We start from the raw sequence: 22,851 nt of genomic DNA on the forward strand, positions 1-22,851 counted from the left end.
GGAGTAACGGCAAGCGGCGACGGGATACCGCGTCCTGCGGAGGCTCTAGCGTACGAACCGCGGCAGGGAAGCTTGCTGGCCGGAGTCGGCGTCAGCCGGCCAGCCGTGCCATCAGGTAGCCCCCGCCGATCAGCGCCAGCGTCAGCACCACCAGCCCCACGAAGGTGCCCCGCCAGGCCGGCGTGGCCGCGCGCAGGTTGAGATAGACCATCAACAGCCGCTGCGCCTTGAAGCCGGTGGCGGCGATCACCAGCCCCGCCGACCACAGCGGCAGCGCCTGGGCGTCGTCGGGGGCCAGCCGCGCCGAGAGCATCGAGAGCAGCGTCAGGGCCATCAGCGTGGCCCAGGTGATGAGCAGGCGGCGGGTGCCGGGAAGCGGGGTCATGGTCACCTCGAGAGGGGGCCTTCAGCTTGAGGGTTGGAAAGCCTTCAACGTGAGGAGGCGCCCTCATCGCAAGAGCAAGAGGGAGCCTTCAGCGCAATAGGTAGAGCAGCGGATAGAGCAGGATCCAGATCAGGTCGACCATGTGCCAGAAGGCCGCGGCGGTCTCCACGTTCTCGCGGGAGGTGCGCCAGGTCACCAGGGCCAGCAGCGCCAGGCCGAACAGCACGTGGGCGAAGTGGAAGGCGGTGAGCCCGTAGTAGAAGCCGAAGAAGGCGTTGGTCTCCGGGGTGATCCCGGCGGCGAACTTGTCGGCATACTCGATCCCCTTGATCACACCGAACAGCACGCCCAGCGCCATGGCCCCGCCCAGCCACTGGCGTGCCCGGCGGAGCCGCGCGGCGCTCACCGCCTCCACGGCCAGGGCCACGCAGAGCCCGCTGGTCAGCAGCACCAGGGTGTTGAGCCCGCCGACCAGCGGATCGAGCTGGCGCTGAGAGGCATCGAACAGTGCCGTCGCGCCGACCCGCTCGGCGGCATAGAGCGCGAAGAAGGCGCTGAACACCAGCATCTCGCTGAGGATCAGCACCCACATCAGCGGGTTGCCGGGCAGCGCCGAGAGCGGTCCCCAGCCGGGGTTGGGCAGCTCGCGGGGCAGGGCGCGCTCGCTCATGCGTCCGCCAGGGTCACCCGGGCGCCGCCGAAGGCCAGACTTTTCGGGTTGCGGATCGGCGCGTTGGCGGTCAGCCGGCCGATGCCCACGCCGCAGCGCGCCACCATCCAGATCAGGCAGGCGGTGAAGTAGACATAGCCCAGCGCCCAGGGCGCCACCGCGGGGGCGCCGACCAGCCCCAGCAGCTGCCAGGCGGCGACGAAGCCCGCCCCGCCCAGCACGCCCAGCCAGAAGGTGCGGATCTGGAACTGCAGGTGGCTCTGTACCCAGGGGTCGGCGTCGCGCCGCTTGAGGTGGGCGATCAGCACGCCGAGGGGCGCGGTGACCACGGCCAGCACGCTGCCCAGGAACAGCAGGTAGACGACGATGGCGGCGCCGCGGCCGCGGGCCGCCTTGTCGTGGCGGAAGTCCGGGTCGTGCGCCAGGGAGTGAGTGGAAGACATGGGGAGCACCTCGCATCCGGCCGTCGGTCAATTGATGTATTTCATATGCCACTATAGCGCGGGACGCGGCGGTCATCCCTAACCTGGATCAAGTCCGCGCCCTTAACGGCGAATGCCGCCCGCGGGCGGCATTCTGGGGTGGGCATTCGTTTCGTTGCGTGCGTGGCGCAGCGGCTCAGGCCTCGGCCTGCCGCCCCGGGCGCGGCGCGGCGTCGCCGGCGGCGTCTCGTCCGGCGGCTTTTCCCGCGGCATAGCGGGCCGCCGGCTCCTGGAGCTCCGGCAGGTAGCGGTAGCGCTCCTCGCCGAGCTCCGGCACCCGGGAACGCTCCATGCGCCGGATCGCGCCGTGCATCCAGATCAGCGAGATCGCCACCAGCACGAAGAGCACCATGTAGGAGCTGGTCCAGACCCCGGTGAGGTCGAGCACGGCGCCGAACAGGATGGGCAGGAAGAAGCCGCCCAGGCCGCCGATCATGCCGACCAGGCCGCCCACCGAGCCGACGTTCTCCGGGTAGTAGACCGGGATGTGCTTGTAGACCGCGGCCTTGCCCAGCGACATGAAGAAGCCCAGCAGCACGGTCAGCACCACCACGCCCCACAGCGGCATGGCGAGCGAGAAGGCGATCTGGCCCTCCTTGCCCTCCACCACGTAGTGGGTCTCGGGGTAGGCGAGCAGGAACAGGCAGACCAGCGAGGCGATGAAGGTCAGGTACATGATCGAGCGCGCGCCGTAGCGGTCGGACATCCAGCCGCCGAGGGCCCGGAAGACGCTGGCCGGCAGGGTGTAGAGGGCGGCCAGGGAGCCGGCCACGGCGATGCTGACGTCGTAGGCCCCCACGTAGTAGCGCGGCAGGTAGGAGGCCAGGGCGACGAAGGCGCCGAAGACGAAGAAGTAGTAGAGGGCGAAGCGCCACACCTGCAGGTGCTTGAGGGGGGCCAGCTGCTCCCGGGCGGAGGTGGCCTTGCCGCCCTGGCCGCGCCGGGAGCGGGTCAGCGGATCCTCCTTGGAGAACACCCAGAAGCCCACGGCCACCACGGTCAGCACGATGGCGTAGACCACCGCGGTCTGCTCCCAGCCCAGCGCCAGCAGCAGGAAGGGCGCGGCGAAGTTGGTCACCGCCGCCCCGGCGTTGCCGGCGCCGAAGATGCCCAACGCCGTGCCCTGGCGCTCCTTCTCGAACCAGTAGGAGGTGTAGGCGATGCCGACGATGAAGGAGCCGCCGGCCAGGCCCACGCCGAGGGCCGCGACCAGGAACATCGCGTAGGACTCGACGAAGGAGAGCAGGAAGACGCAGGCCGCGGTGACCAGCATCAGCAGGCTGAAGACGCGCCGGCCGCCGAACTGCTCGGTCCAGATGCCGAGGAAGATGCGGCTGATCGAGCCGGTGAGGATCGGCGTGGCCACCAGGATGCCGAACTGGGTCTCGTTGAGGCCGAGGTCCTGCTTGATCTTGATGCCGATGATGGAAAAGATCGTCCACACCGCGAAGCAGGTGGTGAACGCCAGGGTGCTGAGTGACAGCGCCCGGATCTGCTGGGGCCGGGTCACCCCCTCGAGGTGTTTCATGTCGTGCCTCCTTCGGCGTGCATGAATGGTCGCTTTCCAGACTGGCAGGCGGGGGGCGGAGGATCTTGACCTGCATCAAGCCCGCCGCCCCGCTACCCCTTGATATTCCGCGCCTATCTCTTTGGGAGTAGGGCGCCTGGCGGCGCCCCATCCGCACGAGGGATCAGGGATTCTTCACGTAGGCGCCGGGGCGCAGGTAGAACCACCAGTTGACGATCAGGCAGAGGGCGTAGAAGGCCGCGAAGCCGTACATCGCCATCTCCGGGGTGCCGGCCTTGATCTGCTCGCCCATCACCCGCGGGGCGATGAAGGCGCCGTAGGCGGCCACGGCGGAGGTCCAGCCGAGCACCGGGCCCTTCTGCTGCAGGTCGAAGATGAAGCCGATGCTGCGGAAGGTGGAGCCGTTGCCGATGCCGCTGGCGGCGAACAGCACGATGAACAGGAGCAGGAACATCCAGAAGTACTGGTTGGGGTCGGTGGCGTTGTAGGCCAGCATCATCACGTAGCCCACCGCCGCCGAGGCCAGGACCATCACCACGGAGATCGCCTGGGTGACGATGGCGCCGCCCACCTTGTCGGAGATCCAGCCGCCCACCGGGCGGATCAGCGCGCCGACGAAGGGGCCCATCCAGGCCCAGGTCAGGGCGCTGGGGGCGTCGGGGTTGGCCACGCGGGTGATGGTGCCGTCGGCGGCCACCTCCATCATGTTGCCGAAGATGACGCTGATGGAGAGCGGCAGGGCCGCGGAGAAGCCGATGAAGGAGCCGAAGGTGGCGATGTAGAGCACTGTCATCGCCCAGGTGTGCTTGTTGGAGAAGATCGCGAACTGCTTCTGGATGTTGGGCTTGATGTCGCCGGGAATCAGGCGCAGCAGCCCCAGGGTCAGGGCGATGGTCAGCGGCAGGGCGAGCCACATGTTGAGCCAGCCCAGCGCCACCACGCCGACGATCGAGGTCAGGATGCCCACGCCGTAGAGGCCGAGGATCTTGCCGAAGGCCTGCAGCGGCGAGCCGGGGTTGGGGGTGATGGCGCGAATGTTGTTCATGCCGAACCAGCCGGCGAAGGCCAGCGGGATCAGGAAGACCAGCCAGATGAAGCCGGCGTTCTGGATCCAGGTGTCGGTGCCCGCCTCGATGCGGCCGATCAGGGTGCCGCTGGCCTTCTGCAGCTCCATCGGCTCGCCGCCCAGGGCGCCGAACAGCCCGACGGTCATCACCAGCGGGATCAGGATCTGCATGGTGGTGACGCCGAAGTTGCCGAGCCCGGCGTTCATGCCCAGGGCGTAGCCCTGCTGCTTCTTGGGGAAGAAGCTCGAGATGTTGCTCATCGAGTTGGCGAAGTTGCCGCCGCCGATCCCCGAGAGCAGCGCCAGCGCCTGGAAGACCCAGAAGGGCGTGCCCGGGTTCATCAGCGCGATGCCGGTGCCCAGCGCCGGAATCATCAGCAGGGCGGTGGTCAGGAAGATGGTGTTGCGCCCGCCGGCGATGCGGATCATGAACGACGCCGGGATGCGCAGGGTGGCGCCGGCGAGGCCGGCGATGGCGGTCAGGGTGAACAGCTGGTCCACCGTGAACGGGAAGCCGAGGTTGCGCATCTGGGTGGTGATCATCCCCCACATCAGCCAGACGGCGAAGCCCATCAGCAGGCTGGGGATGGAGATCCACAGGTTGCGGCTGGCGATCTTGCGCCCCTGGGTCTTCCAGAACGTCTCGTCCTCGACGTCCCAGTGTTCGATGTCGGCGTTGCGCCGGCCGCCGGGCGGAAGCGGCTGTCGCTGGCCCTCCCAGCGGGTGGTATCGGCACTCTCTCGGGTCATGGTGGTTCCCCCCTCGCGGTCTCTCGGTGGCACCCCTCGCGCGATGGCGTTTGACCGGCATCAAGCCAGGGGCTTTGCCACGCAAGATACGCCCGGGCGTCGGGCGGCGAAACGGCCCAAAAAGGCCGCCAAAACAGCGGGATACCCCTTGAGGGGTAGAGGGGGAGAGGGGCGCTTGCCTGCCATATCAGGGGCTTAGCGCAGCACCCCGGGCGGTGAGGGCCCGGGGGCGGGCGACGGGGCTATTTGGAGGTATCCACACGGAACCGCGCCGGGCTACTTGTCCACACCCTCCTGCACGGCCCACACCGCGGCCTCCACCCGGGAGCGCAGGTTGAGCTTCTTGAGCAGGTGCTTGACGTGGACCTTCACCGTGCCCTCGGTGATGTCGAGCTGGCGGGCGATCAGCTTGTTGGAGAGGCCGGCGGCCAGCTCGCGCAGGATCTCCCGCTCGCGCTGGGTGAGGCTGTGGATATCCGGCGTGGCCGGCTGGGAGCGCTGGCTACGCAGCGCCTCGGCCAGCAGGGCGGTGAGGCGCTCGCTGATCACCATGCGGCCCAGCGCCGCCTGGCGCAGCTGGCGGATCATGTCGTCCGGGTCCATGTCCTTGAGCAGGTAGCCGTCGGCGCCGGCGCGCAGGGCGGCGACCACGTCCTCCTCGTGATCGGAGACGGTGAACATCACGATGCGCCCGGCGAAGCCCTCCTGGCGCAGCCGCTTGAGGGTCTCGATACCGTCCATCCCCGGCATGTTGAGGTCCAGCAGCACCAGGTCCGGGTCCAGCTCGCCGGCCAGGCGGACGCCCTCCTCCGGCTCGCCGGTCTCGCCGGCGAGCGCCAGGTCGTCCTCCAGCTCGAGCAGCTGGGTCACCCCGCGGCGCAGCAGCGGGTGATCGTCGATGATCAGGAGGGTGGCGGGGTCGTGGGCGTTTCGGGTCATCCGGCAGGGTCCCTGTTGACGGGTTGGAGGCGGTCGGGCGGCTCGGCGGGTTGCTGGGCGATCAGCCGGGCCGTCTGCGGGGTGAAGACGATGGTCACGAGGGTACCGCCGGCGTCGCGGTTGCGCACCTGGAAGTCGCCGCCCAGGGTATCGGCCCGGTCGCGCATGATCACCAGGCCATAGTGCATGGGCGGCGAGTCCTGGGTCTCGAGGCCGATGCCGTCGTCCTCGATCATCACCTCGAGGCGGGCCTCGGCGAAGCGCACCGTGACCGCCGCCCAGTGGGCCCGGGCGTGCTTGTGCACGTTGGCCAGCGCCTCGCGCACCACCTGCAGCACGTGGATCTCCTCGTTGGGGTTGAGCAGGTGCGGCGGCACGTCGACGTAGAGCTCCACCGGGAAGCCCAGCCGCTCGCCGAACTCCTCGGTGGTCTGGCGCAGGGCGCTCGAGAGCCCCGGGCCGTCGAGGCGCAGCCGGAAGGTGGTGAGCAGCTCGCGCAGCTGGCGATAGGCGCTGTCGAGCCCGGTGCGCAGCTCGTCGAACACCGGCGCCTGGGTCTCCCGGGGCATCTCCTTGGCCTGCATGCGCTCCAGGCGCGCCACCTGCATCTTGAGGTAGGAGAGCGACTGGGCCAGGGAGTCGTGGAGCTCGCGAGCGATGATGGTGCGCTCGTTCATCAGCGTCACCTGCTGCTCCTCCTCGATGCGCCGCTGCAGGTAGACCGCCGTGGCCAGCTGGTCGGAGAGGGTGTAGAGCAGCCGGCGGGTGCTGGGGCTGAGCGGCGAGGCGCTGGGGTACCACACCTCCAGGGTGCCGAGCAGGGTCTCGCCGATGCTCACCGGCAGCATCAGGCACTCCGCCCCGCCTTTCTCGGAGAGCTCCAGGGGCTGGGGATCGATCAGGCAGGCGTGGCAGTCGTGGTTGCGGCAGTAGGTCGGCCGTCGGGGCGAGTGGGTGGCGAGGATCGACACCTCGCGCTGGTCGTAGGGGTCGTGCAGCGACAGGCCGATGGGACCGATGCCGAGCAGCGTCTCGAGGCGGCGCAGCATGGGCGCGGCGCTGGCGCAGAGGTCGTTGCCCCCGCCGTAGAGCGCGCGGCTGCCGTCGTGGAGGATCTGCATCGCCTCGTTGCTGCGCGCCAGCTCCTGCTTCTTGCGCGAGACCCGCGCCTCGAGCTCCGCGTAGCTCGCGCCGAGCTCCGCGGCCATGGTGTTCAGGGTGGTGCCGAGCAGCGCCAGCTCGTCGCTGCCCGAGAGTCGCGTGCGATGGCCGAAGTTGCGCCGGCCCGCCTCCCGGGCCTGCACCACCAGCTGGTGCAGCGGGCCCACCAGGTTGTGGCGGATGTCGTAGAGGGCGATCGCCACCACCACCGCGGTCAGCACCAGGAAGAGGATCTGCAGGGCGCTGAGCAGGCGGATCTTGGCCTCGCTGTTCTGCTCGAGCCGGGTGACCATCTGGTCGATGTCGCCCACCAGGCCGTCGAGGGCCTGGCGCAGGGCGTCGACCTCTAGCCCGCCGCCGGCGATGGCGCGGACCACCTGGGGCGCGAGGGTCTCCTCCCAGCGCGTCTGCAGGCGTTGGTACTGTTCGCGCAGGGGGTGGTCCTCGGCCTCGGGCAGTGCGGCGATCAGCTGCGGGCTCGCCAGCCGCTCGTGGAAGCGCTCGCTCAGCGCCTGGACCCGCTCGCGATGCGCCGCCGCCGGCTCGCGCTCGTAGCGCTGCAGGGCCGCGACGATCTGGTAGGTGTTCATGCGCAGCGAGCCGGCCACGTTGATGGCGGCGGCGTCGCCACGGCTGCCGTTGGCCACCATCATGGTCACCACGATGCTGATCAGGGCCATGGCGCTGATCGCCAGCAGCGAGGCGCTGATGCGGGCCACCAGGGAGCGCTGCAGCAGCTTCATCGGGGTCTCCGGCCGGACGAACGTAGGGTGTCGAGTGCCACTATACCCTAGTAGGTAGGCGTCGCTCCCTCAAAGGCGTACCCCGACTGCCTCTTTGACCTTCTCCCCCCCGCTCCCGAGAATTTGGGTACCCCTCCTCGAGCGTCGGCCCATGTCCAGCGATCTCCCCTCATCCTCGCGCGCCACCCGCGTCCCGCCGCGGGGCGGGGACGAGGCGCCGCCGGGCTACCGCGCGCTGGTGGTGGTCGCGCTCTCGCCGCTGGCCTTCGCCCTGGTCTTCGCCTGCTGGACGCTGTTCGCGGTGCTCGGCGTGGAGCTGCGCCGCGACCTGGCCCTGGGCGGGGTCGCCTTCGCCGTGCTGCTCTCCACGCCGATGCTCGCCGGCGCCCTGGCGAGCCTGCCCATGGCGCGGCTGGCCCGACGCCACGGCGGGCGCCGGGTCATGCTCGGCTGCCTGCTGCTGATCTGTCCCTTCCTGTGGTGGATCGGCCACGCCCAGCACTATGCGGAGTTCCTGCTGGCGGGCCTCGGCCTGGGGCTGGGGGCCGGATCGCTGGCCGCGGGGCTGGTCTACGTGGCGGAACTCGGGCCGGCCCGCCATGCCGGCCTGGCGCTGGGGCTCTACGCGGCCGGCATGGTCGGGGCGGGGCTCGGCTACCTGCTGCTGCCGCTGGTCAGCCAGGCCTACGGCTGGCGCACGGCGCCGCTGCTCTACCTGCTGCCGGTGCTGCTGGTCGCCGGGCTGCTGTGGCTCTTCGCCGAGGACCGCGCCCCGCCGCCGCCCGTGCGCGATCCCCTGGAGGACGATGCGCCGCGCCCGCCCCGGCGGTCGCGGCGGGCGCGCGTCCTGGGCCTCGCCCGGCGGCTCGCCGACTGGTCGCCGTGGCGCCTGGCCCTGCCCTACGCCTTCTTCTTCGGCGCCTTCCTGGCCCTGGCGCTGTGGCTGCCCGGCCACCTGGCGGCGCGCTACGAGCTCACGCTGCAGGGGGCGGCGCTGCGCGCGATCCCCTTCACCCTGGCCGTCGGGGCGGGCCAGGTGCTCGGCGGCTGGCTGGCCGACCGTCGCGACTTTCGCAGCCTGCGCTGGTGGCTCTGCGCCTTCGTGCTGGTCTGCCTCTTCCTGCTCTCCTACCCGCCCTTCGAGCTGCGCATCGAGGGCACCCACGGCCCGCTGAGCTGGCACTACGCGGCGCCTCTATGGGGCTTCCTCGCCCTGCTGGTGCCCATGGGCGTGGCCATGGGGGTCGGGCAGGGTAGCCTGATGCGCCTGATCCACCGCGACCACGGCGGTGACATGGCGCTGGTGGGCGGGCTCGCGCTGACATTGGGCGGGCTCTTCGCCGCCCTGCTGCCGCCGATCTTCGTGCTCGGCAGCGAGTGGCTGGGGCTCTCCACCGCCGGCTTCATGTTCCTCTACGCCGCCCTGGTCGTCTGCATGCTGCTGATGCTCGCCGACCACGCCCGACAGCGCCCTCGGCTGCGCTGACCCCTCCGGCCTAACCCCTCCCTCGACGCCGCCTATCCCCTTGGGGGTAGGGGCGATGTATATGGAGGTAACCGGGCAGTAATCGGCGTTGCGATCACCCAGAATCGGCTCCAACGACCCTGGCCGCGAGCGATGCAAGGCGGCGGTGCAGGAGGGGTGACCCGGAGCGGTCACGCATCTTTTCGAGGAGCCTGGAGAGCGACCATGAGTCACTTCATCGATCGGCTGAACTTCTTCCGCAAGGCCCGCGAGCCCTTCGCCAACGAGCATGGCGAACTCCGCCAGGAGTCTCGCGAGTGGGAGGACGGCTACCGTCAGCGCTGGCAGCACGACAAGGTCGTGCGCTCCACCCACGGGGTGAACTGCACCGGGTCGTGCAGCTGGAAGATCTACGTCAAGAACGGCCTGGTCACCTGGGAGACCCAGCAGACCGACTACCCCCGTACCCGGCCCGACCTGCCCAACCACGAGCCGCGGGGCTGCCCGCGCGGCGCCAGCTACTCCTGGTACATCTACAGCGCCAACCGCCTCAAGCACCCGCTGGTGCGCAAGCCGCTGATCGCGCTGTGGCGCGAGGCGCTGGCCGAGAAGGGCGACCCGGTCGACGCCTGGGCCTCCATCGTCGAGGACCCGGCCAGGACCAAGCAGTACAAGCGCGCCCGGGGCATGGGCGGCTTCGTGCGCGCCGACTGGGACGAGCTCAACACCCTGATCGCCGCCTCCAACGTCTACACCGCCAAGCAGTACGGCCCGGACCGCATCATCGGCTTCTCGCCGATCCCCGCCATGTCGATGGTCAGCTATGCCGCCGGCAGCCGCTACCTGTCGCTGATCGGCGGCGTCTGCATGAGCTTCTACGACTGGTACTGCGACCTGCCGCCGGCCTCGCCGATGACCTGGGGCGAGCAGACCGACGTGCCCGAGTCCGCCGACTGGTACAACTCCGGCTACATCATCGCCTGGGGCTCCAACGTGCCCCAGACCCGCACCCCGGACGCCCACTTCTTCACCGAGGTGCGCTACAAGGGCACCAAGACCGTCTCGATCACCCCGGACTACGCCGAGGTCTCCAAGCTCACCGACGAGTGGCTCTCCGCCAAGCAGGGCACCGACGCCGCCCTGGCGATGGCCATGGGCCACGTCATCCTCAAGGAGTTCCACCTCGAGCGGCCCAGCGCCTACTTCACCGACTACGTGCGCCGCTACAGCGACATGCCCTTCCTGGTCGAGCTCGAGGCCCGCGAGGACGGCAGCTACGCGCCGGGCCGCCAGATGCGCGCCAGCGACTTCGCGGCGAGCCTCGGCCAGGACAACAACCCCGAGTGGAAGACCGTCGCCTGGGACGAGACCCGCGACCAGCTGGTGGTGCCGCGCGGCTCCATCGGCTTCCGCTGGGGCGAGACCGGGGACGAAACGGGCAAGTGGAACCTCGAGCCGCTGGACGCCGAGGGCGCCGAGATCGCGCCTCTGTTGACCCTGGCCGAGCACCACGACGAGGTGGCGCGGGTCGCCTTCCCCTACTTCGGCGGCATCGCCCACGAGCACTTCGACCATGTGAAGAGCGGCGGCGCCAGCGACGAGCTGCTGTTCCACAGCCTGCCGGTCAAGCGGCTGAAGAAGGCCGACGGCTCCGAGGCGCTGGCGGTGACCGTGTTCGACCTGATGTGCGCCAACTACGGCATCGACCGCGGCTTCGGTGAGGACGACGGCGCCACCTCCTATGACCAGATCAAGCCCTACACCCCGGCCTGGCAGGAGAAGATCACCGGCGTGTCGGCCGAGCAGGCGACCCGCATCGCCCGGGAGTTCGCCGACAACGCCGACAAGACCCGCGGACGCAGCATGATCATCGTCGGTGCCGGCATGAACCACTGGTACCACATGGACATGAACTACCGCGGCCTGATCAACATGCTGGTGATGTGCGGCTGCATCGGCCAGAGCGGCGGCGGCTGGGCCCACTACGTGGGCCAGGAGAAGCTGCGCCCGCAGACCGGCTGGCTGCCGCTGGCCTTCGGCCTGGACTGGCAGCGCCCGCCGCGCCACATGAACTCCACCTCCTTCTTCTACAACCACTCCAGCCAGTGGCGCTACGAGAAGCTCGAGATCAAGGAGATCCTCTCGCCGCTGGCCAAGGCCGAGGACTACCCCGGCAGCCTGATCGACTTCAACGTGCGCTCCGAGCGCATGGGCTGGCTGCCCTCCGCGCCGCAACTCGGCACCAACCCGCTGCGCCTGGCCGCGGCGGCCGAGGCCGCCGGCATGTCCACCAAGGACTACGCCGTCGAGCAGCTCAAGAAGGGCGAGCTGGCCTTCGCCGCCGAGGACCCGGACAACCCGCAGAACTTCCCGCGCAACATGTTCATCTGGCGCTCCAACCTGCTGGGCAGCTCCGGCAAGGGCCACGAGTACATGCTCAAGTACCTGCTCGGCACCCGCCACGGCATCCAGGGCAAGGACCTGGGCGAGTTCGGCGGCCAGAAGCCGGAGGAGGTCAAGTGGCACGACGCGGCGCCCGAGGGCAAGCTCGACCTGCTGGTCACCCTGGACTTCCGCATGTCCACCACCTGCCTCTACTCGGACATCGTGCTGCCCACGGCGACCTGGTACGAGAAGGACGACCTCAACACCTCCGACATGCACCCCTTCATCCACCCGCTGACCGCGGCGACGGACCCGGCCTGGGAGTCGCGCAGCGACTGGGAGATCTACAAGGGCATCGCCAAGGCCTTCTCGAAGGTCTGCGTGGGGCACCTGGGCGAGGAGACCGACCTGGTCACCCTGCCGCACCAGCACGACTCCCCGGCGGAGCTTTCCCAGGTCGAGGTCAAGGACTGGAAGAAGGGCGAGTGCGAGCCGATCCCCGGCAAGACCATGCCGGCGCTGATCGAGGTCAAGCGCAACTACCCCGAGACCTATGAGCGCTTCACCTCCCTGGGTCCGCTGCTCGACAACCTCGGCAACGGCGGCAAGGGCATCGGCTGGAAGACCGAGAAGGAGGTGGAGCTGCTCGGCAAGCTCAACCACGTCAAGACCGAGGGACCGGCCAAGGGCCGCCCGCGCATAGAGTCGGCCATCGACGCCGCCGAGGTGATCCTCACCCTGGCGCCGGAGACCAACGGCCAGGTGGCGGTGAAGGCCTGGGACGCGCTCTCCCAGATCACCGGGCGCGACCACACCCACCTCGCCGAGCCCAAGGAGGAGGAGAAGATCCGCTTCCGCGACGTGGTGGCCCAGCCGCGCAAGATCATCTCCAGCCCCACCTGGTCGGGCCTCGAGGACGAGCACGTCTCCTACAACGCCGGCTACACCAACGTCCACGAGCTGATCCCGTGGCGCACCGTCAGCGGCCGCCAGCAGTTCTACCAGGATCACCCCTGGATGCGCGCCTTCGGCGAGAGCCTGCTGGTCTACCGGCCGCCCATCGACACCAAGGCGGCGGTCAGCCTGGCCGACGAGAAGGGCAACGGCAATCCGGAGATCGCGCTGAACTGGATCACCCCGCACCAGAAGTGGGGCATCCACTCCACCTACTCCGACAACCTGCTGATGCAGACGCTGTCGCGGGGCGGGCCGATCGTCTGGCTCTCCGAGGACGATGCGACGTCCATCGGCGTCGAGGACAACGACTGGATCGAGCTCTACAACGCCAACGGCGCCATCGCGGCGCGGGCGGTGGTCAGCCAGCGGGTCAAGAACGGCATGGCGATGATGTACCACGCCCAGGAGCGGATCCTGAACATGCCGGGCAGCGAGATCAGCGGCACCCGCGGCGGCATCCACAACTCGGTGACCCGGGTGTGCCCCAAGCCGACCCACATGATCGGCGGCTACGCCCAGCTCTCCTACAGCTTCAACTACTACGGCACCGTCGGCTCCAACCGCGATGAGTTCGTCATCGTGCGCAAGATGAAGAAGATCGACTGGCTGGATGGCGAAGGCAACGACTACGAGCAGGAGGCCGTGAAATGAAGATTCGTTCCCAGGTAGGCATGGTCCTCAACCTCGACAAGTGCATCGGCTGCCACACCTGCTCGGTGACCTGCAAGAACGTCTGGACCAGCCGCGAGGGCGTCGAGTACGCCTGGTTCAACAACGTCGAGACCAAGCCCGGCATCGGCTATCCCAAGGAGTGGGAGAACCAGAAGAAGTGGCGGGGCGGCTGGCTGCGTCGCAAGGACGGCCACATCGAGCCGCGCATCGGCGGCAAGTGGCGGGTGCTGGCGAACATCTTCGCCAACCCCGACCTGCCGGAGATCGACGACTACTACGAGCCGTTCACCTTCGACTACCAGCACCTGCACACCGCCAAGCAGGGCGAGCACCAGCCCACCGCGCGGCCGCGTTCGCTGATCTCCGGCCAGCGCATGAACAAGATCGAGTGGGGCCCGAACTGGGAGGAGATCCTCGGCACCGAGTTCGCCAAGCGGCGGCGCGACGCCAACTTCGAGAAGATCCAGGCGGACATCTACGGGCAGTTCGAGAACACCTTCATGATGTACCTGCCGCGGCTGTGCGAGCACTGCCTGAACCCGACCTGCGTGGCGTCCTGCCCGAGCGGCGCGATCTACAAGCGCGAAGAGGACGGCATCGTGCTGATCGACCAGGACAAGTGCCGCGGCTGGCGGATGTGCATCTCCGGCTGTCCCTACAAGAAGATCTACTACAACTGGAAGACCGGGAAGTCCGAGAAGTGCATTTTCTGCTACCCGCGCATCGAGGCCGGCCAGCCCACCATCTGCTCCGAGACCTGCGTGGGGCGCATCCGCTACCTGGGCGTGCTGCTCTATGACGCCGACCGCATCGAGGAGGTGGCGAGCTCCCCGGACGAGCGCGACCTCTACCACCGCCAGCGCGAGATCTTCCTCGACCCCAACGACCCCGAGGTGATCGCCCAGGCGAAGCAGGACGGCATCCCCGACAACGTGATCGCCGCCGCCCAGGCCTCGCCGGTCTACAAGCTGGCCATGGACTGGGGGCTGGCGCTGCCGCTGCACCCGGAGTACCGCACCCTGCCGATGGTCTGGTACGTGCCGCCGCTGTCGCCGATCCAGTCCGCCGCCGAGGCCGGCGAGATCGAGTACGACGGCGTGCTGCCGAAGATCGAGTCGCTGCGCATCCCGGTGAAGTACCTCGCCAACCTGCTCACCGCCGGCGAGGAAGCCCCGGTGGTGCTGGCCCTCAAGCGGCTGATGGCGATGCGCGTCTACATGCGCGGCAAGCACGTGGAGGGCGCCGCCGACGCGACGGTGCTCGACGAGGTCGAGCTCTCCGAGGCCCAGGTGGAGGAGATGTATCGGTATCTGGCCATCGCCAACTACGAGGACCGCTTCGTGATCCCCACGAGCCACCGCGAGATGGCCACCGAGGCCTTCCCGGAGCGCGGCGGCTGCGGCTTCAGCTTCGGCGACGGCTGTCACGGCGACAGCAGCGAGAGCCTGTTCGGCGGGCGCAAGACCACCACCACCCTGGTCCAGCCGGTGGAGACCTACGACCCGCAGGGCGGGGCGCGTCGCGACGAGAAGACCGAGGAGGTGCGTCATGGCTGAGGCCGCGATCCAACACCCGGCCGCCGAGCCGGACATGCTGAGCCTGCGCGTGCTGGCCCGGCTGCTCGACTACCCGAGCGAGGCGCTCCAGGGCGCCGCCGGCGAGATGATCGAGCTGCTCGATGCCGAGCGCCGGTTGCCGGCCGCGCTGCGCACCGCCCTGATGGACTGGTGCCAGCGGCTGGCCGAGGCCGACCTGCTGGAACTGCAGGCCGAGTACGTGGCGCTGTTCGACAAGGGGCGCAGCACCTCGCTGCTGCTCTTCGAGCACGTCCACGGCGAGTCCCGGGACCGCGGCCAGGCGATGGTCGACCTGCTGGCCGAGTACCGCGCCGCGGGCTTCGAGCTCGACGCCCGGGAGCTGCCCGACTACCTGCCGCTGTTCCTGGAGTACCTCTCGACCCGGCCGGAGGCCGAGATCGGCCGCTGGCTCGGCGAGATCCGCCACATCCTGGCGCTGCTGGTGGCGCGCCTCGAGGAGCGCGACGCCGATCACGCCCTGGTGCCGCTGGCGCTGCTGGCGCTGGTCGGCGCCGAGGGCGACGTCGATGCCCACCGCGAGACGGTCCGGGAGGAGGTCCCCGACGACACCCCCGAGGCGCTGGACGAGGTCTGGGAGGAGGAGGCGGTGCGCTTCTCCGCCGCCTCCGACCAGGACTGCGCCCTGCAGTCCGCCGAGGGGCGCCGCCTCGCCGAGCGCAAGCAGGCGGTGCCCAGCGACGCCGTCCGGATCATGCCCGGCAGCGGCCCGACCGACCGCGGCCCGACCGATCGCTAAAGGAGAACCGTCATGATTGGCGAATACCTGCAACACCTCATCTATGGCTACTACCCCTACCTGGCCGGCACGGTGTTCCTGGTCGGCAGCCTGCTGCGCTACGACCACGGCCAGTACACCTGGAAGACCGGCTCCAGCCAGATGCTCTCGTCCAAGAACATGCGCCTGGCCAGCAACCTCTTCCATATCGGCATCCTGGTGATCTTCTTCGGCCACCTGTTCGGCATGCTGACGCCGCACTGGGTCTATGCGCCCTTCCTGCACGCCGGCACCAAGCAGCTGCTGGCGATCGTGGTGGGCGGCATCGCCGGCGTCCTCTGCGTGGTGGGCGGCGCCATGCTCTTCTACCGCCGCCTGACCAACCCGCGGGTGAAGGCTTCGTCCAGCACCATGGATACCGTCATCCTCGGGCTGATCGTCTTCCAGGCGGCGCTGGGCCTGATCACCGTGATCTTCTCCCTGGGACACCTGGACGGCGAGATGATGCTGACGCTCTCCAGCTGGGCGCAGTCCATCGTCTTCTTCAGCGGCGGGGCGGCGGACTACATGGCCGAGGTCTCCTGGATCTACAAGCTCCATATCTTCATCGGCCTGACCATCATCCTGCTGTTCCCGTTCTCGCGCCTGGTGCACGTGTGGAGCGTGCCCTTCGGCTACGTGACCCGTCGCTACCAGCTGGTGCGCAAGCGGGGCTGAGACTCAGCAGACACGGGGCCGGGCGTTACCGGCGACAGGCCGACGAGGGGGCGCTGTGAACCCCTCCCTGGGCGCTACCGATGCCATCCCTGGCATAGGACCCCCTCTCTGGCCTGTCCCCGGCGCCCTCAAGAATCAGCGCATGTGTAACGAGGATGCCGCCATGCAGAAGATCGATATCGAGATGATTCCCGGGGGCGCGAGCCCGCCCCCGATCCGGGTCGGCGAGGCCGTCATCGCCGAGGCCGCCATCGCCGAGGAGATGCAGTACCACCCCGCCGAGAGCGCCGGCACCGCCCAGCTCCAGGCGGCCCGGGCGCTGGTGGTGCGCGAGCTGCTGCGCCAGCGGGCCGAGGCGCTGGGCCTGGCCGAGGCCGCCGCCGACCTCGACGAGGCCGATGACGCCATCGCCACGCTGCTCGAGCGCGAACTCGACGTGCCCGACCCTGCCGAGGCCGACTGCCGGCGCTTCCACGCCGCCCACCCCGAGCGCTTCAGCGAGCCGACCCGCCAGAGGGTGCGCCATATCCTGCTGCCCGCGGCGCCGGACGATGCCGAGGCCCGCGACGCCGGCTACCGCCAGGGCGAGGCGCTGCTTCGCGAGCTCGAGGCGGCGCCCGAGCGCTTCACCGAGCTCGCCCAGCGCCACTCCGCCTGCCCCTCCAGGGAGGCGGGCGGCGAGCTGGGCTGGCTCGCGCCCGGCCAGACCGTCGCCGAGCTCGACCGGGCCCTGCAGCACCTGCCCGTGGGGCTCCACGCGCGGCCGCTGGCCTCGCGCTACGGCTGGCACGTCGTCAGCATCGACGAGCGCCAGGAGGGGCGCGAACTGCCCTTCGAGCAGGTGGCCGAGCGGGTGCGCCACAGCCTGCGCGAGCAGGCCACGCGCCGTGCCCTGCGCCACTACCTGCTGGCACTGGAGGCCGAGATCGGCGTCGAGGGCATCGCCCTGGACGACGACGGCGGCAGCGCCCTGATGCAGTGATGCCGCGCGCGAGACCCCGCCGGCCCAGGCGCGGCGGGATCTCGTCCTTTCTTGATGCGCGTCATTCCCCTCGTTTCGGCGCCGGCCCACCATTCACGGCAAGGAGGATCCCCATGTCCCATGTTTCTGCCAACACCCCCTTCGTGCCCCTGGGCATCGCCGTGCTCACCGTCTCCGATACCCGCGGTTTCGCGGAAGACGGCAGCGGCGACCTGCTCGCCGAGCGCCTGACCGCCGCCGGCCATGTCCTGGCGGAGCGCCAGATCGTGCCCGACGACGTCTACCGCCTGCGTGCCGTGGTCTCCGCCTGGGTGGTGCGCGACGACATCCAGGCCATCCTGGTCAACGGCGGCACCGGCTTCACGCCCCGCGACACCACCCCCGAGGCGCTGGCGCCGCTGTTCGACAAGGCCATCGACGGCTACGGCGAGCTCTTCCGCCAGCGTTCGCTGGCCACCATCGGCACCTCCACCATCCAGTCCCGCGCCGTGGCCGGGCTGATCGACCGCACCCTGGTGTTCGCCATGCCCGGCTCGCCCAAGGCCTGCGCCACTGCCTGGGACGACATCCTGGTCGAGCAGCTGGACGCCCGCACCCGGCCCTGCAACTTCGTCGCCATGGTGCGCCCGCAGGTCGCGCCCTGTGCCTCCCGCCTGGCGGTCGCCGACCAGGCCGCGGCGCCGGGAGTGACGGCATGAACTGCGGCTGCGCGGACGTCGTCACCCCCGGCCTGCTCGACCTCTTCGAGGCCCGAGCGAGGATGGTGGAGGCCGCCCGGCCGATCGCCGGCCTCGAGCGCGTGGCGCTCGAGGCGGCCGCGGGCCGGGTGCTGGCCGAGCCGGCGCGCTCGACCCTCGACATGCCCGGCGTCGACAACAGCGCCATGGACGGCTATGCGCTGCGCCGCGACGACCTGGCAGGGGCCGCCGAGGGCCTGCCGGTGCGGCTGCGGGTGCCGGCCGGCGCTGGCGTGACCCGCCTGCCCGAGGGCGGCTGCGCACGCATCTTCACCGGCGCCCCGGTGCCGCTGGGCGCCGACGCCGTGGTGCCCCAGGAGAAGGTGAGCCTGGACGCCGCGGGGCGGGTGCACGTCACGGAGCTGCCGGCGCCCGGCGCCAACATCCGCCGCCGCGGCGAGGAGAGCCGCGCCGGCGACGTCCTGCTGGCGGCGGGCACGCGGCTCGACGCCGCGGCCATCGCCCTGCTGGCCGGCCAGGGCCTCGACGCCGTCACGGTGCAGCGGCGCCTGCGGGTGGCGCTGGTCACCACCGGCGACGAGCTGATCGCCCCTGGCCAGGCCTGGCGGCCGGGCGCCGTCTACGACAGCAGTGGTCCGATGCTGCGCACCCTGCTGGCCGAGCAGGGCTGCGAGGTGCTCGACCTCGGCCCGGTGCTCGATACCCCCGAGGCGCTGGCCGCGGTGCTCGCCGAGGCCCGCGACACGGCCGACCTGGTGCTCTGCACCGGCGGCGTCTCGGTGGGGGAGGAGGATCACGTGCGCCCGGTGCTGGAACGCCTCGGCGGCATCGTCTTCCACGGCGTGGCCATGAAGCCCGGCAAGCCCTTCGCCCTGGGCTGGCTCGGCGCCTCCCGGGAGGCCGGGACGCCGCTGATCGGCCTACCCGGCAACCCGGTGGCCTCGCTGGTGGGCTGGCAGCTGCTGGCGCTGCCCTTCGTGCAGGGGCGCCAGGGGCGTACGCCCGCGCCGCTCGTGCGCTTCCCGGTCGCCGCCGGCTTCTCGCGCCGCGCCAGCCGCGGCCGCCGCGAACTGCTGAGGGTGGTGCTCGACTGGCGGCAAGGCGCCCCCGTGGCGCGGCTGGCCGGCGGCCAGGGCTCGCACATGCTCGGCGCCGCCAGCCAGGCCCACGGCTACCTGATCATCGATGCCGACACGCCCGTGGAGGAGGGTCACGCCTATGGCTACTGTCCCGGAGCCCAGTTCCTCGCCTGACCTGCTGCTGCGGCCACGCCAGCTCCGCGAGCTGGTACGCGGGGTGCCGTGGCTCGGCGGTCTCGACGACGCGGCCCTCGAGGGGCTGCTCAAGGATGCCGGGGTGCGCACCCTGGCGAGCCGCGAGTGGCTGTTTCGCCAGGACGCCCCCGCCCGGCGGGTCTACATCGTGATCAACGGCCTGGTGCGCCTGGTGCGCAGCGGCCGCGACGGCCGGCTGGCGACCATCCGCTGCGTCGAGCGCGGCGGCACCCTGGGCGAGCTGAGCATGGTCTCGGGACCGGGGAGCTACCTCTACTGCGCCGAGGCGCTGCGCCGCACCCAGGTGCTGGCGATCCCCGCCGCGCGCTGCCGCGAGATCCTCGACCGCCACCCCGACTGCCGGGCGGAGTTCATGAGCCGCCTGGCCCTGGAGCTCACCGATCGTCTCGAGGACCTGGCCCTGCTCACCCAGGCCGACGCCATGTCGCGGCTGGTCAGCTATCTCCTCCGCCAGCTGCCCGCCGGCCATCATCGCGGGCAGCAGGTGGTACGCCTGACCATCCCCAAGCGCTGGCTGGCCGCCCAGCTCGCCATGACCCCGGAGACCCTCTCGCGCCTGCTGGCCAGGCTGCGCGAGGAGGGCGTCATCACCATCGATCGCCAGCGCCTGGTCGTGCTCGACGAGCACGCGCTGCGCGACTTCATGCTGGACGACGACTGACGCGACGCGCGTCGTCCTGGGAGGCTGAATGTCCCGCACCGCCAATCGACCCCTGATCTACGCCTGCTCGGGCTGCTCCGACGTGGCCCAGCTCGCCAACGAGGTCGCCCTGCGCCTGGATCACCGGCGAGACGCCGAGATGTCCTGCATTGCCGGGGTGGGCGGCGGCGTGCCGGGCCTGGTGCGTACCGCCCGCTCGGGTCGCCCCATCGTGGCCATCGACGGCTGCCAGATGCACTGCGCCGAGCACTGCCTGGCCAACGCCGACGTCGCCCCCACCGAGCACGTGCGGCTCTACGAGCAGGGCCTGAAGAAGCGCAAGGGCCGGCGCTACGGCGAGGCGACCATCGCCGCGGTCACCGAGCGGGTGGGCGAGCTGATCGCCCGGCTGCCGGTCGACGCCTAGCCCTCTCCCTCGATGCCATCGAGGATGTGGCGCACGAAGCGCTGGACCTTGGCGAGCTCGCCCAGGTGTTCCGGGTGGACCAGGTAGTAGGCGTTCGGCTCGGTCATCGCATGGGGCCAGGCCAGGTTCAGCCGCCCGTCGGCGAGTTCCTCGGCGATCAGGAAGCGCGGCAGCAGCGCCAGGCCACCCCCGGCGATCACCGTGCGGATCAGCATGTGGAAGGTCTCGAAACGGGTGCCGTGATAGCTGCGATCGCTGGCCACGCCCTGCTCGGCGAACCACCGGTGCCAGGCGTCGGGACGGGTGGAGAGGTGCAGGAGCCGCGCCCTGGCCAGCTCGGCCGGCGAGGCGAAGCGGTGGCGTGCCAGCAGCCGGGGAGCGCCCACCGCCACCACCTCCTCCCCGAAGAGCCGGTGGCACTCCAGGTTGGGCCAGCTGCCATGGCCGTAGAAGACGGCCAGGTCGATATCCTCCTGCTCCAGGTCGAAGGCCTGGACGCGGTCGCAGAACTCGAGGCTGATATCGGGATTGGCCGCCAGGAAGTCGGGCAGCCGGCTGGCCAGCCAGCGGGTGCCGAAGGTCGGCAGGCTGGCGATCTTCAATACCTCGCCGTGACCGCTGTAGGTCAGGATGGTGTTCGCCGACATCTCCAGCTGCGCGAGGATCTTGCGTACTTCGCTCAGGTAGAGCGAGCCCTCCGGGGTCAGCAGCAGGGTGCGCCTGACCCGCCGGAACAGCCGGTGCTGCAGGTGGCGCTCCAGCTGGGCGACCTGCTTGCTGACCGCGCTCTGGGTCATGCTCAGCTCCTCGGCGGCCCGCGTGAAGCTCAGGTGTCGTGCCGCGGCCTCGAAGCACTGAAGGGCGGTGGTGGAGGGCAGGTGCCGCGCCGTCATCGCTCGTCTCCCGAGCTGTGGAAAGCTCCTATCCTACGCTTCGGGCGGGGATCCTTGCATTCCGTCTGGTCCTGACTCTTTTCCCTTTGGAGGGGGTTTTAGGGGCGTAAGGATGACTTTCTGGAATGCAAAGCGCGTTTTTTTTCGTTTGTCCCGCCAGGAGGGGTTCTGTTCTCATGTCGGCATAACGCCGTCGCCGTGGCGCCGGCTCGACCGCTCACTCTGCGAGGCTCTCCATGACGACCCCCTCCCACGTTTCCCCGGACGAGATCCGCGACCGTTTCTCCCGCGCCATGTCGGCCATGTATCAGGCCGAGGTGCCCCAGTACGAGACCCTGCTCGAGCTGGTGACCCAGGTGAACCGGGAGGTTCTCGAGGGCGATGCGGTGCTGGCCGAGCGGCTGGCGGCCCATGACGAGCTGAACCGCCTCGGCGTCGAGCGCCACGGCGCCATCCGCGTGGGCACCGCCGACGAGCTCGCCATGCTGCGCCGCCTGTTCGCGGTGATGGGCATGCATCCGGTGGGCTACTACGACCTCTCCGAGGCCGGCGTCCCGGTGCACTCCACGGCCTTCCGCCCCGTCGACGACGCCGCCCTGGCCCGCAACCCCTTTCGCATCTTCACCTCGCTGCTGCGTCTGGAGCTGATCGAGAGCGAGGCGCTGCGCGAGCGCGCCGCGGCGATCCTGGCCGAGCGCGACATCTTCACCCCCGGCGCGCGGGAGCTGATCGCCCGCTGCGAGACCCAGGGCGGGCTCACCGACGAGGAGGCCGAGCGCTTCGTCGCCGAGGCGCTGGAGACCTTCCGCTGGCACCAAGATGCCACCGTGGATCTCGCCACCTACGAGGCGCTGCACGCCGAGCATCGCCTGATCGCCGACGTGGTCTGCTTTCGTGGTCCGCACATCAACCACCTGACGCCGCGCACCCTGGACATCGACGAGGTCCAGCGGCGCATGCCGGCGGCCGGCATGAATCCCAAGGCCGTCATCGAGGGCCCGCCGCGCCGCGACTGCCCGATCCTGCTGCGCCAGACCAGCTTCAAGGCGCTGGAGGAGCCGACCCGCTTCAAGGGCGAGCGCAAGGGCACCCACACCGCCCGCTTCGGCGAGATCGAGCAGCGCGGCGTGGCCCTGACCGCCAAGGGACGCGGGCTCTACGACCGCCTGCTGACGGCCTCCCGTGAGCGGACCCAGGGGCTCGACAACGCGGCGCATCAGCGGGTGCTGGCCGAAGTCTTCGCCGACTTCCCCGACGACGAGGCGGCCCTGCGCCGCCAGGGCCTGGCCTTCTTCGAGTACCGTCTCACCGAGGCTGGCCGCGCGGCCGAGGGTCGCGAGGCGGCGGACCTCGAGGCGTGGATCGCGCAGGGGCTGGTGACGGCGCGGCCGATCACCTACGAGGACTTCCTGCCGGTCAGCGCGGCGGGCATCTTCCAGTCGAACCTGGGCGGCGGCGAGAACGCGGCCTATGCCGGCAACGCCAACCGCGAGGCCTTCGAGGCGGCGCTGGGCGCCGCCGTCACCGACGAGCTGTCGCTCTACGCCGAGCGCGAGCGGGCATCCCTGGCGGCGGTACGCGAGGCCCTGGGCGCCTGACCCGACGCCTGATCACCGACGACACCGCGGCCGGTCACTCGACCGGCCGTGGTGCGTCTCGGGTACCATGAGGCCTTCGCTATCG

19 protein-coding genes are annotated in these 22,851 nt (G+C 70.1%); 11 read left to right on the forward strand and 8 right to left on the reverse strand.

The features are described 5' to 3' along the window. Window positions 1–91: 91 nt before the first annotated feature. The 7 genes from C9F13_RS11565 to C9F13_RS11595 all read right to left on the reverse strand — a co-directional run bounded on the left by C9F13_RS11565 (window position 92) and on the right by C9F13_RS11595 (window position 7,724). Window positions 92–385, reverse strand: coding sequence for a cytochrome C oxidase subunit IV family protein (locus C9F13_RS11565; protein ID WP_108446403.1), 294 nt, complete (start codon window positions 383–385; stop codon window positions 92–94). Window positions 386–473: 88 nt separating this feature from the next. Further along, complete coding sequence (locus C9F13_RS11570) at window positions 474–1,055, reverse strand: cytochrome c oxidase subunit 3 family protein (protein ID WP_108446404.1); 582 nt, start codon at window positions 1,053–1,055, stop codon at window positions 474–476. Further along, on the reverse strand, window positions 1,052–1,498 hold the full coding sequence (locus C9F13_RS11575) for a DUF4870 family protein (RefSeq protein ID WP_108446405.1): 447 nt from the start codon (window positions 1,496–1,498) through the stop codon (window positions 1,052–1,054). Before C9F13_RS11575 ends, C9F13_RS11570 begins: the two co-directional genes overlap by 4 nt. Window positions 1,499–1,673: 175 nt before the next feature. Continuing rightward, window positions 1,674–3,065, reverse strand: a complete 1,392-nt coding sequence (locus C9F13_RS11580; RefSeq protein WP_108446406.1) for an MFS transporter — start codon at window positions 3,063–3,065, stop codon at window positions 1,674–1,676. Between the two features lie 163 nt (window positions 3,066–3,228). Continuing rightward, window positions 3,229–4,881, reverse strand: a complete 1,653-nt coding sequence (locus tag C9F13_RS11585) for an MFS transporter (protein ID WP_108446407.1) — start codon at window positions 4,879–4,881, stop codon at window positions 3,229–3,231. 276 nt (window positions 4,882–5,157) lie between these two features. After that, window positions 5,158–5,820: a two-component system response regulator NarL gene (gene narL / locus C9F13_RS11590; RefSeq protein ID WP_108446408.1), complete on the reverse strand. Its 663-nt coding sequence runs from the start codon at window positions 5,818–5,820 to the stop codon at window positions 5,158–5,160. After that, window positions 5,817–7,724 carry a type IV pili methyl-accepting chemotaxis transducer N-terminal domain-containing protein gene (locus C9F13_RS11595; protein ID WP_108446409.1) on the reverse strand — a complete coding sequence of 636 codons (1,908 nt, stop codon included), beginning with the start codon at window positions 7,722–7,724 and terminating at the stop codon, window positions 5,817–5,819. The genes narL and C9F13_RS11595 overlap by 4 nt, the downstream gene beginning before the upstream one ends. Window positions 7,725–7,875: 151 nt before the next feature. On the opposite strand from C9F13_RS11595, the gene C9F13_RS11600 reads away from it, so the two are divergent. The 10 genes from C9F13_RS11600 (at window position 7,876) to C9F13_RS11645 (ending at window position 20,275) form a co-directional block, all read left to right on the forward strand. Continuing rightward, complete coding sequence (locus tag C9F13_RS11600) at window positions 7,876–9,210, forward strand: MFS transporter (RefSeq protein WP_108446410.1); 1,335 nt, start codon at window positions 7,876–7,878, stop codon at window positions 9,208–9,210. Window positions 9,211–9,414: 204 nt separating this feature from the next. After that, entirely contained in the window at window positions 9,415–13,182 is a 3,768-nt protein-coding gene (locus C9F13_RS11605) for a nitrate reductase subunit alpha (RefSeq protein WP_108446411.1), read from the forward strand. Continuing rightward, a complete protein-coding gene (narH, locus tag C9F13_RS11610; RefSeq protein WP_108446412.1) occupies window positions 13,179–14,759 on the forward strand; it encodes a nitrate reductase subunit beta in 1,581 nt (526 codons plus the stop codon). Before C9F13_RS11605 ends, narH begins: the two co-directional genes overlap by 4 nt. Beyond that, window positions 14,752–15,537 (forward strand): nitrate reductase molybdenum cofactor assembly chaperone, encoded by a 786-nt coding sequence (gene narJ, locus C9F13_RS11615; protein ID WP_108446413.1) that lies wholly within the window; start codon window positions 14,752–14,754, stop codon window positions 15,535–15,537. The genes narH and narJ overlap by 8 nt, the downstream gene beginning before the upstream one ends. 12 nt (window positions 15,538–15,549) lie before the next feature. Beyond that, a complete protein-coding gene (narI, locus tag C9F13_RS11620; RefSeq protein ID WP_108446414.1) occupies window positions 15,550–16,233 on the forward strand; it encodes a respiratory nitrate reductase subunit gamma in 684 nt (227 codons plus the stop codon). A 163-nt stretch (window positions 16,234–16,396) separates the two neighbouring features. Then, a complete protein-coding gene (locus C9F13_RS11625; RefSeq protein WP_108446415.1) occupies window positions 16,397–17,215 on the forward strand; it encodes a peptidylprolyl isomerase in 819 nt (272 codons plus the stop codon). A gap of 113 nt (window positions 17,216–17,328) precedes the next feature. Next, complete coding sequence (moaB, locus tag C9F13_RS11630; RefSeq protein ID WP_108446416.1) at window positions 17,329–17,913, forward strand: molybdenum cofactor biosynthesis protein B; 585 nt, start codon at window positions 17,329–17,331, stop codon at window positions 17,911–17,913. Continuing rightward, complete coding sequence (locus C9F13_RS11635; RefSeq protein ID WP_108446417.1) at window positions 17,910–19,166, forward strand: molybdopterin molybdotransferase MoeA; 1,257 nt, start codon at window positions 17,910–17,912, stop codon at window positions 19,164–19,166. Before moaB ends, C9F13_RS11635 begins: the two co-directional genes overlap by 4 nt. Next, a complete protein-coding gene (locus C9F13_RS11640) occupies window positions 19,132–19,869 on the forward strand; it encodes a Crp/Fnr family transcriptional regulator (protein WP_108446418.1) in 738 nt (245 codons plus the stop codon). Before C9F13_RS11635 ends, C9F13_RS11640 begins: the two co-directional genes overlap by 35 nt. Window positions 19,870–19,897: 28 nt before the next feature. After that, on the forward strand, window positions 19,898–20,275 hold the full coding sequence (locus C9F13_RS11645) for a putative zinc-binding protein (RefSeq protein WP_108446419.1): 378 nt from the start codon (window positions 19,898–19,900) through the stop codon (window positions 20,273–20,275). Here C9F13_RS11645 and C9F13_RS11650 read toward each other — a convergent pair. After that, the gene (locus C9F13_RS11650) at window positions 20,272–21,168 is read right to left on the reverse strand and encodes a LysR family transcriptional regulator (protein ID WP_108446420.1); all 897 of its coding nucleotides are present in this window, start codon (window positions 21,166–21,168) and stop codon (window positions 20,272–20,274) included. The genes C9F13_RS11645 and C9F13_RS11650 overlap by 4 nt on opposite strands. Before the next feature lie 236 nt (window positions 21,169–21,404). On the opposite strand from C9F13_RS11650, the gene hglS reads away from it, so the two are divergent. Continuing rightward, on the forward strand, window positions 21,405–22,766 hold the full coding sequence (hglS, locus tag C9F13_RS11655; RefSeq protein WP_108446421.1) for a 2-oxoadipate dioxygenase/decarboxylase HglS: 1,362 nt from the start codon (window positions 21,405–21,407) through the stop codon (window positions 22,764–22,766). Window positions 22,767–22,851: the final 85 nt, after the last annotated feature.

It is taken from the genome of Halomonas denitrificans (assembly GCF_003056305.1).
GTDB classification, from domain to species: Bacteria; Pseudomonadota; Gammaproteobacteria; order Pseudomonadales; family Halomonadaceae; genus Halomonas; species Halomonas denitrificans.